At 58.8% G+C, this 12597-nt stretch carries 11 protein-coding genes and 1 tRNA gene; 4 read left to right on the top strand and 8 right to left on the bottom strand.

Annotation, left to right across the window (positions count from 1 at the left end; translation table 11 throughout):
* Positions 1–250: 250 nt before the first annotated feature.
* Positions 251–327, bottom strand: a tRNA-Met gene (locus D882_RS0124475).
* Positions 328–627: 300 nt separating this feature from the next.
* Here D882_RS0124475 and dinB point away from each other — a divergent pair.
* On the top strand, positions 628–1689 hold the full coding sequence (gene dinB, locus D882_RS0124470; protein WP_027925673.1) for a DNA polymerase IV: 1062 nt from the start codon (positions 628–630) through the stop codon (positions 1687–1689).
* A gap of 102 nt (positions 1690–1791) precedes the next feature.
* Here the strand turns inward: dinB and D882_RS0124465 are convergent, their stop codons facing one another.
* The 4 genes from D882_RS0124465 to D882_RS0124450 all read right to left on the bottom strand — a co-directional run bounded on the left by D882_RS0124465 (position 1792) and on the right by D882_RS0124450 (position 6572).
* Entirely contained in the window at positions 1792–2745 is a 954-nt protein-coding gene (locus D882_RS0124465) for a hypothetical protein (RefSeq protein ID WP_027925672.1), read from the bottom strand.
* Between the two features lie 17 nt (positions 2746–2762).
* Positions 2763–4478, bottom strand: coding sequence for a proline--tRNA ligase (locus tag D882_RS0124460; protein WP_027925671.1), 1716 nt, complete (start codon positions 4476–4478; stop codon positions 2763–2765).
* A 130-nt stretch (positions 4479–4608) separates the two neighbouring features.
* Positions 4609–6174 (bottom strand): AmpG family muropeptide MFS transporter, encoded by a 1566-nt coding sequence (locus D882_RS0124455; protein WP_027925670.1) that lies wholly within the window; start codon positions 6172–6174, stop codon positions 4609–4611.
* Positions 6175–6218: 44 nt separating this feature from the next.
* Complete coding sequence (locus tag D882_RS0124450) at positions 6219–6572, bottom strand: MGMT family protein (protein ID WP_027925669.1); 354 nt, start codon at positions 6570–6572, stop codon at positions 6219–6221.
* A 164-nt stretch (positions 6573–6736) separates the two neighbouring features.
* Here D882_RS0124450 and D882_RS0124445 point away from each other — a divergent pair, with 164 nt between their 5' ends.
* Complete coding sequence (locus D882_RS0124445) at positions 6737–7744, top strand: DUF481 domain-containing protein (RefSeq protein ID WP_027925668.1); 1008 nt, start codon at positions 6737–6739, stop codon at positions 7742–7744.
* 114 nt (positions 7745–7858) lie between these two features.
* Here D882_RS0124445 and D882_RS0124440 read toward each other — a convergent pair whose 3' ends face one another.
* Entirely contained in the window at positions 7859–8068 is a 210-nt protein-coding gene (locus D882_RS0124440) for a cold-shock protein (protein WP_002554837.1), read from the bottom strand.
* Between the two features lie 354 nt (positions 8069–8422).
* Between D882_RS0124440 and dcd the strand changes: the two genes are divergently transcribed.
* Positions 8423–8989, top strand: coding sequence for a dCTP deaminase (gene dcd, locus D882_RS0124435; RefSeq protein WP_007904652.1), 567 nt, complete (start codon positions 8423–8425; stop codon positions 8987–8989).
* A 107-nt stretch (positions 8990–9096) separates the two neighbouring features.
* On the top strand, positions 9097–9306 hold the full coding sequence (locus D882_RS1000000132335; RefSeq protein ID WP_007947208.1) for a hypothetical protein: 210 nt from the start codon (positions 9097–9099) through the stop codon (positions 9304–9306).
* Between the two features lie 47 nt (positions 9307–9353).
* On the opposite strand, the gene pdeM is transcribed toward D882_RS1000000132335, so the two are convergent.
* The gene (gene pdeM, locus D882_RS0124425; protein WP_027925667.1) at positions 9354–10010 is read right to left on the bottom strand and encodes a ligase-associated DNA damage response endonuclease PdeM; all 657 of its coding nucleotides are present in this window, start codon (positions 10008–10010) and stop codon (positions 9354–9356) included.
* Positions 10010–12496, bottom strand: a complete 2487-nt coding sequence (locus D882_RS0124420) for a ligase-associated DNA damage response DEXH box helicase (protein ID WP_027925666.1) — start codon at positions 12494–12496, stop codon at positions 10010–10012. The genes pdeM and D882_RS0124420 overlap by 1 nt, the downstream gene beginning before the upstream one ends.
* Between the last annotated feature and the right edge of the window lie 101 nt (positions 12497–12597).

Here is a 12597-nt window from a genome sequence, read left to right as displayed (position 1 = left end):
GACTGCTCCATCCCGCGTCTGTGTGGCGGCATTCTACAGGCGAACGGCGGGGTGTCAACCGTTAATCCCGATATAGGTCAAATAAGCGCAAATGAGCGGGCGAACGGTTGCAGGGGAGACCTAAGTTTCGGAATCAGAACGATTTCTCATTTCTGGGCACGATCATCTAAAGGCGCCATTTCTTCGCTCACACCTACAAAACAGGCGCGCACAAAAAAGGCCACTCTTTCGAGTAGCCTTTTTTGATGTTTGGTTGCGGGAGCCGGATTTGAACCGACGACCTTCGGGTTATGAGCCCGACGAGCTACCAGACTGCTCCATCCCGCGTCTGTGTGTCGGCATTCTACAGAGGATCGCTGGGGTGTCAACCTCAAATTATGGAAAAACCTGTTCCTGTTCAACCGCTTAGCTTGCAAGCAAGACCTGGATAACGGCTGAAAGGCACGCCCGGCAAGGCTTGCAGCTCTATTGGCTGCTCTCAGTCGATTGATAAAATAAATGCACTGGGTCCTTTCCTACGTGTGAAAAAGAACATTCAGACTACTGGTGCTATATACAGGTGCGAGTGAGATACTGCTTATCCGACACGCCAACACGCCCTTTCTCCGTCATGAACTGCGCTTTTATATGACCCAGCGAAAAATCATCCACGTCGATTGTGACTGCTTTTACGCTGCCATCGAGATGCGTGACGACCCGCGCCTGGCCGGCAAACCGTTGGCAGTGGGTGGTTCGGCGGATCGGCGGGGAGTGATTGCGACCTGTAACTATGAGGCGCGCGCCTATGGCGTGCGTTCAGCCATGTCTTCCGGGCATGCGTTGAAGCTGTGCCCGGACCTGACCATCGTCAAGCCGCGCATGGACGCCTATAGAGAAGCGTCGAAGGAAATTCACACGATCTTTCGCGACTACACCGACATGATCGAACCGCTGTCCCTCGATGAGGCCTACCTCGACGTGTCGGACAGTGCGCATTTCGGTGGCAGCGCGACACGTATCGCCCAGGACATCCGTCGGCGGGTGTCCAATCAATTGCATATCACCGTGTCGGCCGGTGTGGCACCGAACAAGTTTCTGGCCAAAATCGCCAGTGACTGGAAAAAACCCAACGGGCTGTTCGTCATCACGCCGGATCAAGTGGAAGACTTTGTCAGCGGCTTGCCAGTCAGCAAACTCCACGGCGTGGGTAAAGTCACGGCCGATAAGCTGGGCAGGCTCGGCATCGTCGATTGCTCGCATTTACGCGAGTGGGACAAATTGGCGTTGGTGCGCGAATTCGGCAGCTTTGGTGAGCGACTCTGGAGTCTGGCCCGTGGGATAGATGACCGTTTGGTCCACAACGACAGTCGGCGGCAGTCGATCAGTGTTGAAAACACCTACGACGTAGACTTGCCGGACCTGGTGAGCTGCCTGGATAAATTGCCCGAACTGCTGGAAACCCTGGCGGGGCGCATGGCGCGAATCGATAGCAGCTATCGGCCGGGCAAGCCGTTCGTCAAAGTGAAATTCCACGACTTTACCCAGACCACGCTGGAGCAGGCCGGGGCAGGGCGGGATTTGGGGAGTTATCAGCTTTTACTGACCCAGGCGTTCAATCGCGGCGGGAAACCGGTGCGGTTGTTGGGGGTTGGGGTCAGGCTTGAGGATTTGCGGGGCGGGTTTGAGCAGATGGAGTTGTTTGAGCGGTAGTTTGGTGGTGAATTGAGGGCCTCATCGCGAGCAAGCTCGCTCCCACAAGGATCTACGGTGTTGCATAGATCCAGTGTGGGAGCGAGCTTGCTCGTGATGCTTTTAGTTCGGTCCCGGATCCGCTACCAAACGCCCTGCATCCTTGGTCAGCGACTTGAGGAATTCAGTCTGCAGCTCAGGATCATTGCGCGTCAGTTCGATCAGGCTTTGTTCCAGTTCGCTGGCTTCTTCTTCAAGACCCAGGTCTGAAAGGCGCTTGACCCGGTGTACCCACTGGCTCACTTCGTCGTCTTCAAGGTCGTCATAAATCAGCCCGTGGGCTTCGAGCAACTTGCCGCGCAAAGAGCTGCTGACCGCCAGGGATGAGTCGGTATGCACATCGTCCTGCCCATCTTCGACGCTGATCAGCAGGCGGGTCAGATGATTGATGTCATGTTCGGCGAACGGGCTGTCCAGCAGATTCAGGCGCAGAACGCCGTTTTTGTCGGTGCTCAGCTCGAATGTTTCCTTGCCGGCCTTGACCTCCACCGGACGCTCACTCCAGGGCAGGCTCGAGTATTCGGTGCGTTTGTCGCGCTGAACCTCGTCGATACCGGCCAGGTTTTGCTGCGCACGACCGTGGGATTGCACGTTCATGAACGGGTTGAGCCCGGCGAAACCGTAGCTCAGCCAATCCTTGGTCACGCTGTCGGGCAGATTGCCGAGGGCAAACACGTTAACCACGTTCGCACCGACACCGGCCACGACGGCCACTGCGCCCAGCGGGACCTCGTAGACCTCCCGCCAGGGTTGGTAAGGCGTGTAGCGATCGTAGTGGCGCGTGACTTCAAATTCGGTGACTTCGAAGGTCTTCTGCTCGTGGATTTTCACCCGACGTTGCGGCAGATCAAGCACCTTGGGCTCGCCGACATCGATCTGCAGGCTGTGATCGAGCAGTTTGCGCTCGACACGTTCCTCGTGCTCGCTGCGTTGCGACATGTGATTGGCGCAGCCGCTGACCAGCAGGGTGCCGCACAGGGCGGCACCACCGAGGCCTAAGGTGTTTCGCTTGAACATGACTTCTCTATCTGGTGTCAGCGGCGGATACGGGCCTGGAGGAAAGACAGCACGTCAGCGACCGGCAGCGCTTGCGCTTCAGGTTCGGTGCGGCTTTTGTATTCCAGATTGCCTTCGGCGAGGCCGCGGTCACTGACCACGATCCGGTGAGGAATGCCGATCAGCTCCATGTCCGCAAACTTGATGCCCGGGCTGGTTTTCTTGTCGCGGTCGTCCAGCAGGACTTCGAAGCCGGCAGCCGTCAGTTCTGCGTACAGCTTGTCAGTGGCTTCGCGAACCTGTTCGGTTTCGTAGCGCAATGGCACCAAGGCAACCTGGAACGGCGCAAGCGTGTCGCTCCAGATGATGCCGTTGGCGTCGTTATTCTGCTCGATGGCCGCCGCGACCACGCGGGAAACGCCGATGCCGTAGCAACCCATTTCCAGGGTAACCGGCTTGCCGTTCTCGCCCAGCACTTCGCACTTCATCGCTTTGCTGTACTTGTTGCCCAGCTGGAAGATGTGCCCGACTTCGATGCCGCGCTTGATTTCCAGGGTGCCCTTGCCATCCGGGCTTGGGTCACCGGCGACTACGTTGCGCAGGTCGGCAACGGTCGGAACCGGCAGATCACGCTCCCAGTTCACGCCGAAGTAGTGCTTGTCGTCGATGTTGGCACCGATGCCGAAGTCGCTCATCAGCTCGACGGAACGGTCGATGATGATTGGCAATGGCAGGTTCAGCGGGCCGAGAGAACCGGCGCCGGCGCCAATGGCGTCGCGCAGTTCGCTTTCGGACGCCATCACCAGTGGGCTGGCAACGCCTGGCTGGTTGGCGGCCTTGATTTCGTTCAGCTCATGGTCGCCACGGATGATCAGGGCAATCAGCTTGCCTTTCTCTTCTGCGTGAACGACCAGGGTCTTGATGGTCTTTTCGATCGGCAGATTGAATTTTTCCACCAGCGCGGCAATGGTCTTGGTGTCAGGTGTATCGACCAGGCGCAGTTCTTCGGCCGGTGCTGGACGAGAAGTTTCACGCGGCACGGCTTCGGCTTTCTCGATGTTCGCCGCGTAGTCGGAACCGTTGCTGAAGACGATGTCGTCTTCGCCGGATTCAGCCAGAACGTGGAACTCGTGGGAGCCGGCACCGCCGATGGAGCCGTTGTCGGCTTCTACAGGGCGGAACTTCAGGCCCAGGCGGGTGAACACGTTGCAGTACGCCTGGTGCATGCGGTCGTAAGTGACTTGCAGCGAAGGCTGGTCCGCGTGGAACGAGTAGGCGTCCTTCATGATGAATTCACGGCCGCGCATCAAACCGAAGCGTGGACGGATCTCATCACGGAATTTGGTCTGGATCTGGTACAGGTTGATCGGCAGCTGTTTGTAGCTGCTCAACTCGTTGCGCATCAGGTCGGTGATGACTTCTTCGTGGGTCGGGCCGGCGCAGAAATCGCGACCGTGGCGATCCTTGAAGCGCAGCAATTCAGGGCCGTATTCTTCCCAGCGACCGGATTCCTGCCACAGCTCAGCCGGTTGTGTGCTCGGCATCAACACTTCGAGAGAGCCCGCGGCGTTCATTTCTTCACGAACGACGGCTTCGACCTTGCGCATCACTCGCAAGCCCATCGGTAGCCAGGTGTAGAGGCCCGAGGCGAGTTTGCGGATCATGCCGGCGCGCAGCATCAGCTGGTGGCTGATCACGACCGCGTCGGAAGGCGTTTCTTTCTGTGTGGCGAGCAAAAATTGACTGGTGCGCATGGTTGGCCGTTGTCGGTTGCTGATGACGAGAAATGACGGAGCATTGTACGGGCGAGATCCGCTGGCGTACAGGCGTGCGGTCGGTGGTGTGGCACGAGGGCGGGATTCATGCCGCCCTTTGCGATGCTTCCTACGATTCTTCCACGATCTGGGTCGGCACCGGTTCCGGTTCCGGTGTCGGTGTCGGACCTGCGCGACGGCTTTCCTGGTACCAGTGCAGGGCGATCAGCAGCAGTGTCGGAACACCGAGCAGGGCAGTGATCAGGAAGAAATTGTGGTAGCCGAACTTCTCGACCATGACCCCTGAGTACCCGCCGATCAGGCGTGGCAGCAGCAGCATGATTGAACTGAGCAGGGCGTACTGGGTGGCGGAGAACTTGAGGTTGGTCAGGCTCGACAGGTAGGCGACGAACGCCGAGGTCGCCAGGCCGGAACTGAAGTTGTCCAGGGAAATGGTGACGATCAGCATGTTCAGGTTGGCGCCCATGTCGGCGAGCATCAGGAACAACAAGTTGGTGCCGGCCGATGTAATGCCGCCGATCAGCAGAATCGGCAGAATGCCGAAGCGCACGATCAACAGGCCGCCCATGCCAGCGCCGACCAGCGTCATGATCAAACCGAAGATCTTGCTGACACCGGCAATCTGATCTTTGGTGAAGCCCTGATCGATATAGAACACGTTAGCCATGACGCCCATGACCGTGTCGGACATCCGGTAGGTGGCGATCAAGCCGAGCAGCAGGAACGCTTGCCAGCGGTAGCGCGTAATGAAGTCGTTGACCGGCGTCAGCACGGGCGCCAGACCGCGGCGACCTATGGTCGACAGGCACAGGGCGGTCAGCGTGGTGTAGAGAATCGCCCGCAGCAGCGCCCGGTCTTCGAGGACCAGATCGAGCAGGCTGACGCCGCCGAACAGCACGCTGGCGAAGTCGGTGTTATAGAGCTGGGTGAACATGGCGGGCACGGACACCAACAGCACGATCAGCACGAACACCGACGCCAGTTGATGCACAAAGCTGTAGCGGCCGGCCTGAAGCTGGGTGCGCAGTGGCACGGGCGGTTCGCGCATGAATATCGAGGTGAGCAACGCCGGGATCATCAGGGCGCCGAACAGCACATAGGTGCCGGCCCAGGCCGAATGCTGATAGTTGAAACCGGTGGAGCCAAAGCCCTCGGCGAAGAACAGGGCGCCGGCGGTCGCCAGCAACGCGGCGATTCGATAGCCGGACATATAGCTGGCGGCGAGGGCGGCCTGGCGACTGTCTTCGGCGATTTCCAGGCGATAGGCGTCTACAGCGATGTCTTGCGTCGCCGAAGCGAAGGCAACGACCACGGCAATAGCGATCAACCAGGACAAGTGTTTTTGTGGGTCGCAAAACCCCATGCCGATCAGACCGAGGATCACCAGCGACTGCGATAGCACCAGCCACGAGCGTCGACGCCCCAGCTTGCCGAGAAATGGCAGGCGCCATTGGTCCAGCAACGGGGACCACACCCATTTAAAGGCGTAGGCCAAGCCGATCAGGCTTGCATAACCAATGGTTTCGCGGGCTACACCGGCCTCGCGAAGCCAGACGGAAAGCGTTGAAAACACCAGCATGTAGGGCAGGCCGGCGGCGAAACCAAGCAACAACAACACGAGCGTCGAGGGGCTGGCATAGGCGGCGAGCGCGGCGCGCCAGGTTTTACGGGGCATGGGCTGGAGTCTGCCTCAAGAAATACGGAAACAAAGGGCGCACTCTAACCGCTGTGCTCTACCGGACGCCAGCCATGGCGCTGAATATCAACACGATTATTCAGGACACTGATGCCTTCAGCACGTAATCGCGCGCGCTGCTCATCCCCTGAAGGGCTGCCCACCGGCAGGCTGATCCGACCACCGGCCCCCAGCACCCGGTGCCAAGGCAGTTTCGTGTCACCCGGCAATTGGCTCAGTGTGCGTCCGACCCAGCGAGCGGCGCGACCGAGTCCGGCCAGCTCTGCCAATTGACCATAGCTCACCACTTTGCCCTCGGGCACTTGTGCCAGGGTCAGGTACAGCGCCGTGCGTCGGATTTGCGCCGGGCTTTCGGTATCAGCGGTTGGGTCGGTCACGTCCGGTGGTTCCTGAAAAAGTTCGCTTTGCCGTCTGTAGAGTAAGTCGTGGATCACTGATTGAGAAATGAACTCAATAGAAATAGTCGGGTCAGTCCTTGCTAGGGCCTTATTCCTGAGGATAATGCCGACTTTTTTTCGCAATCTTGAGCCTGTCCTTGCTTATGTTGTCCAGAACCTTGCTGTGCCTCGCTGTTGCCAGTGCCTCCTCACCTTTGCTCGCTGATACCGTCTGGTTGAAGAACGGTGACAAGCTGAGCGGCAAGATCACGCTGTTCGATGGCGGCAAATTGCTGATTCAAACCGAGTACGCCGGTGCGGTCCCGATCGACTGGAAGCAGGTCAAAACCCTGGAGAGTGATCAGGAGTTGCTGGTCAAGCAGGATGCCTACACCGGCGAGAAGACCAAGTCGCTGCATGCGGCCGATGACGGCAAGGTGACGCTGCAAAACGGCGAGGCACCGAAGACGGTCGAGTTGGCCAGTATCCAGCAGATCCTCAAACCCAAGCCGGTCGTGGAAGATCTGGTGTGGAAGGGCAATATCGACGCCGCGCTGGATTACCAGCGGGCGGAAAATGACACCGACGACTACGACATCGACTTCAAGACCACGGCGCGCCACGGTAAATGGCGGCATATCGCAGAAGGCGAGTACAACCGCGAATTCCAGGATGGCGTGGTGACCACAGACAACTGGCGGGCTGAATACTCCCTCGACCGCTTCCTCACCGAAAAATGGTTCTGGCAGGGTCGGGCTGTTTATAAGCGCGACAAAGTCGAAGACCTGTCCCGTCAGCGCACCGTCGGTACCGGTCCGGGCTACCAGTTCTGGGACAACGAATTGGGCGCATTCTCCCTGGGCTCGCTGGTCAACCGTACGGACTACGAGTTCACCGACGGCAGCAAGGAAAACTTCTATTCCCTGGCGATGAAGTGGGATTACAACCGCTACCTGATTGGCAAGAAGGTGGAGTTCTTCACCAATGGGGAGATTGGCAAGCCGTTGTCGGGCGTGGCCGATTACGCGCTGGATTCAGAAATTGGCTTGCGCTACAAGGTAACCGAATGGGCTTCGCTTAACCTGAAGGCGGAGCGGGATATCATCAGCGGTACCGATGAATCTGATCTGGACAAGACGCGCTACACCGCAGGGTTTGGCGTGGCCTGGTAAGGCGTCAAAGAAAAATCGCAGCCTGGGGCTGCGATTTTTTGTGCCTGCAAAAACACACAGGCACAAAAAAGCCCCGCTTTTAAGGGCGGGGCTTTTTACTAAAGCAAGTACAAGTTAGATAACTTGAACTTCTTCAGCTTGCATGCCTTTCTGACCGCGGGTAGCGATGAAAGAAACCTGTTGGCCTTCTTTCAGGCTTTTGAAGCCGTCGGATTGGATAGCTTTGAAGTGAACGAACAGGTCGTCACCGGATTGTGGAGTGATGAAGCCGAAGCCTTTTTCATCGTTGAACCACTTAACGGTACCGGTTTGGCGATTAGACATGGTGTAACTCCTTGAACAAAGATAACTGCGACTCAGGAAGAACCCTGGCCGAGACTGAGTGCAAAGAGCAGGAAAAATTCTTGTAGATGGTTGGATCGAAATTCAACATATCGTGTAGAGATTCTCAGTGACACAAGCAGCACAGTGGCGCCACCTTAACCCTTTTTCCGGGACGTGCCAATGCTTCTTGCGAAGGTTTCTCTGTTTTCAGGACTGACGGTCCATTGGTTTGACGCAAAGGCCCTGAATTCATGGGACATCGTCGAGAATTGTGCCCCACACTTTGAACCCGGAGCGCGCGCCCGGTAAGATGCCGGACAGAATTTTTCCACCTCGCTATTCAGGACACCCGCCATGAGCATCAAATCGGACAAGTGGATTCGCCGCATGGCGCAAGAGCACGGGATGATCGAACCTTTCGTTGAGCGCCAGGTGCGCGGCAGCGACGATAGCCGTGTGATCTCCTACGGCGTGTCCAGCTACGGCTACGATGTGCGTTGCACCAATCACTTCAAGGTGTTTACCAACATCAATTCGGCGATCGTCGACCCGAAAAACTTCGATGCGGGCAGCTTCGTCGATATCCACAGTGACGTCTGCATCATTCCGCCTAACTCCTTCGCCCTGGCCAGCACCGTCGAATACTTCCGCATTCCGCGCAATGTATTGACCATTTGCCTGGGTAAAAGCACCTACGCGCGCTGCGGCATCATCGTCAACGTCACCCCGCTCGAGCCCGAGTGGGAAGGTCACGTGACCCTGGAGTTTTCCAACACCACCAATCTGCCGGCAAAAATCTACGCGAACGAAGGTGTGGCGCAGATGCTGTTCCTTGAGTCTGACGAAGAGTGCGAAGTCTCCTATAAGGACCGTGGCGGCAAGTATCAGGGGCAACGTGGAGTGACTCTGCCGCGCACCTGATCCGTTCATCTGGCCAATCAGCGGGAATTCTTGAGCGGGTAGACACTCTATTGGGTGTACTGCCCGGTTCGCGCACAGCGGACGGGGCCTTCGCTCAGGAGTGCTTTATGAAGATCGATCCTCGAATAAGTGCCGAACTGGCAAGGCTTGAGCCCAATCAGATTGGCGTTTTGGCCTGGTCCTTGTTGGCACATCCACCCGTCAGCATGGCGGGGGGCATCCCCGGTCAACCCGACCCCGATACTCCAAACGAGCAGCCTACGGAACCCGGTGAACCGACCTTGCCGGATGAACCACCTCCCGCGCCTGTCGCATGATCTGCTGTTGAAAATGAATGGCCAGTCAGCTGATGTCCTTGAAGACTTCAGCTGACTGGCCATATTTCGTTGTCGCCGATCACAAAGATCCTGCAACGGTCATCCCGCTCGACCTGATACCCACCGGTAAACGCCCCAAAGGCCGGTAGCAGGCTGACGGCTTCTCCCAGCCTGAAACACGCCAGTCGCAAACTTTGCCGACCCTTGCCTCTTAATCGATAAACGGGATGGACGTGCCCGGCAAGCACGTGGCGATCAGGATGAGGGGCGGGTTCATGCTGCAAGGCGAACGGCCCCAGTAGCAACGGCTCAGGCACTATCCGGATGTTCAGCGAGGCAGGTGGATCGCCCGCTCGTTTGTCGTGGTTGCCGCGAATCAGCGTCATCGGCAAATCAGCATGCCGAGCCCGCCATTCGGCCAGCGCGCTCAACGTGGCCGCTGCATGAGAGCCGGGCCCGTGAAGAAAGTCCCCGAGAAACATCAGTTGGCGGCAGGGCAAGGCAGCCAGCAAGCCGTCAAGCACCGCGATATTACTGGCGGTCGTGCCATGAGGCACCGGTTGGCCAAGGCTGCGATACGCCGCTGCTTTACCAAAATGCACATCGGCAATGAGCAGGGCGTGTTGCGCTGGCCAGTAAATGGCTTTTTCCGGCAGCAGCCACAGGTCTTCACCGGCCAGTCGAACGGGGTAGGGCGTGCTCATCAGGTTTTCCCGGTTTCGGCGGTTTTCTCAAGATCGGTGACCATGCGTCGGATACGGTCTGCGAGTTTTTCCGAGCTCATGCTTTCGCGCATGCGCTCAACCAACAGTGGAAACCCCAGCGGTGTAGGGCGTTTGAGCTGATGCAGGTCCAGTTGCAGACGGTTGATACGCTCCAGCGTCTGTTCCAGGCGCTGGATATCCAGTTCTTCCCGCAGGACTTCTTCCCCGGCCTGCGCCAGTAACAGATTCCCGGCGTCGTACTGTTTAAACACTTCAAAGAACAACCCGCTCGACGCCTGAACCTGACGTGTACTTTTCGGCGCGCCCGGATAGCCGGCAAACACCAGCCCGGCGATCCGCGCGATTTCCCGAAAACGGCGAAGCGCCAGTTCTCCAGCGTTCAGACTGGCGAGCACGTCTTCCAGCAGGTGCTCGGGGCTCAACAGTCCGGGACTCAACACTTGCGGCCAGTCCACAGGCGTGGCGCTGAGCAACTCCAGCCCATAATCATTCACCGCGATGGAAAACGTTACCGCCTGCTGCTGACTCACGCGCCACGCCAACAAACTCGCCAGCCCCAGATGCACCTGGCGCCCGGCAACGGGATACAGGAACAGATGCCAGCCTTCGCGAGACTTGAGGGCTTCGGCCAGCAATGTTGTCGACGTCGGCAAACCGGACCAGCGTTGCTGCACCTCTAAGAGAGGTCGCAATGCGCGCATTTCCGGGCCGACACATTCGCCCTGCGCCGCCGCACTGAAACGCTCGACCACCGCTTGCGCCAGCTCATTGGAAAGCGGCATCCGTCCGCCATTCCAGCGCGGCACCGCGGCTTTTTTCGCGGTGCTGCGTTTGACATAAGCGGTCATGTTTTCCACCCGGACCAATTCGAGCAGGCGCCCGGCAAACAGAAAACCGTCGCCCGGTTTCAATCGCGCGATAAACCCTTCCTCGACACTGCCCAATTGCTTGCCGCCGCCGCCCTTGCTCCAGAACCTCAGCTGGATACTCGCATCGCTGACGATGGTGCCGATGCTCATGCGATGTCGCCGCGCCAGTCGCGCGTCGGGCACGCGCCACACGCCGTGCTCATCCGGTTCCACCCGGCGGTAGTCCGGATAGGCTGTCAGAGAAAGCCCACCGTGGCGTACGAACGCCAGCGCCCAGGTCCAATTCGCGACAGTGAGGTCGCGATACGCCCAGGCCCCGCGTACTTCTTCATACAGCTCATCGGGCAGAAACCCACCGCCCAGCGCCATGCTGACCAAGTGCTGAACCAGCACATCCAGCGGTTTATGCGGTGATTCGCGGGGCTCGATGTGTCGTTGTGCCACGGCGTCTTGTGCCGCAGCCGCTTCGATCAGTTCCAGGCTGTGCGTCGGCACCAGCGTCACCCGTGAAGTCCGTCCCGGCGAATGCCCGGAACGGCCGGCCCGCTGCATCAGCCGCGCCACGCCTTTGGCCGAGCTGATCTGCAGCACCCGCTCCACCGGTAAGAAATCCACACCCAAGTCCAGACTCGAGGTGCAAACCACCGCTTTAAGTTGACCTTCCTTCAATGCTCGCTCGACCCAGTCACGGGTATCGCGCGACAGTGAACTGTGATGCAAGGCGATCAGCCCGGCCCAGTCGGGGCGTGCTTCCAGCAAGGCCTGATACCAGATCTCGGATTGGGCGCGGGTGTTGGTGAACACAAGGCTGCTGGGACTGGATTCCAGCTCTGCGACAACCTGCGGCAACATCTTCAAACCGATATGCCCGGCCCACGGAAATCGCTCGATGGCGGGCGGCAACAAGGTATCGACGAGCAGCGCCTTGGACGTCTGGCCCTGAACACTGATGCCGCCCCCTTGTGGGATAAGTACCTCTTCAGCGTGAGCCTGATTACCCAACGTCGCGGAAACACCCCACACGATCAGTGCCGGATTCCATCGGCGCAGTCGGGCCAGGGCCAGTTGCAATTGCACGCCGCGCTTGTTGCCCAGCAACTCGTGCCATTCGTCGACCACCACCATGCGCAGGGTTGCCAGCGCCGTTTGCGCATCGGCGCGGGCGAGCATCAGGGTCAGGCTTTCAGGCGTGGTGATCAGGGTGGTGGGCAGGCGCCGGCTCTGTCGTGCCCGTTCGCTGCTGTTGGTATCGCCGGTGCGCAGGCCGACGCTCCATGAAATCTGTAAGTCGACCAGTGGCGTTTCCAGGGCGCGAGCGGTGTCGGCCGCCAATGCGCGCATGGGGGTTATCCACAGGACTGTCAGAGGTTGGGCGATCGGTTTTCGTTTACGAGAGGTTTCAACGGCTGTGACAGACGCGGCAAAGCGATTGAGCGCCGCAAACCAGACTGCATAGGTTTTGCCGGCACCGGTGCTGGCATGCAGCAATCCGGACTCGCCGCGTTTAACCGCGGCCCACACCTGTTTCTGAAAGACGAACGGCTTCCATCCGCGGGCGGTGAACCAGTGTTTTGCGTAGTCGGGGGAGGTTCCCATACCGGCGGTGTGCGCTCTGAAAGTCTTCTTTCAGTGACCGTGCGGGGGGGTGAAAGGTTTAATGAAACAACGCGATCCTGCAGGAGCACGGCTTGCCGGCG

Source organism: Pseudomonas sp. URMO17WK12:I12 (genome assembly GCF_000514395.1).
In the GTDB taxonomy this organism is placed as follows: Bacteria; Pseudomonadota; Gammaproteobacteria; order Pseudomonadales; family Pseudomonadaceae; genus Aquipseudomonas; species Aquipseudomonas mucoides.
Note: the sequence above shows the minus strand (reverse complement) of the source record. Positions and strands in the feature narration are given on the sequence as shown.

Excerpts from the sequence above, each read along its gene's own strand:
- dinB (WP_027925673.1), top strand. The coding sequence starts at position 628 with ATGACCCAGCGAAAAATCATCCACGTCGATTGTGACTGCTTTTACGCT.
- dcd (WP_007904652.1), top strand. The coding sequence starts at position 8,423 with ATGAGCATCAAATCGGACAAGTGGATTCGCCGCATGGCGCAAGAGCAC.
- D882_RS0124440 (WP_002554837.1), bottom strand. The coding sequence starts at position 8,068 with ATGTCTAATCGCCAAACCGGTACCGTTAAGTGGTTCAACGATGAAAAA.
- D882_RS0124420 (WP_027925666.1), bottom strand. The coding sequence starts at position 12,496 with ATGGGAACCTCCCCCGACTACGCAAAACACTGGTTCACCGCCCGCGGA.
- D882_RS0124460 (WP_027925671.1), bottom strand. The coding sequence starts at position 4,478 with ATGCGCACCAGTCAATTTTTGCTCGCCACACAGAAAGAAACGCCTTCC.
- D882_RS1000000132335 (WP_007947208.1), top strand. The coding sequence starts at position 9,097 with ATGAAGATCGATCCTCGAATAAGTGCCGAACTGGCAAGGCTTGAGCCC.
- D882_RS0124455 (WP_027925670.1), bottom strand. The coding sequence starts at position 6,174 with ATGCCCCGTAAAACCTGGCGCGCCGCGCTCGCCGCCTATGCCAGCCCC.
- D882_RS0124445 (WP_027925668.1), top strand. The coding sequence starts at position 6,737 with ATGTTGTCCAGAACCTTGCTGTGCCTCGCTGTTGCCAGTGCCTCCTCA.
- pdeM (WP_027925667.1), bottom strand. The coding sequence starts at position 10,010 with ATGAGCACGCCCTACCCCGTTCGACTGGCCGGTGAAGACCTGTGGCTG.
- D882_RS0124465 (WP_027925672.1), bottom strand. The coding sequence starts at position 2,745 with ATGTTCAAGCGAAACACCTTAGGCCTCGGTGGTGCCGCCCTGTGCGGC.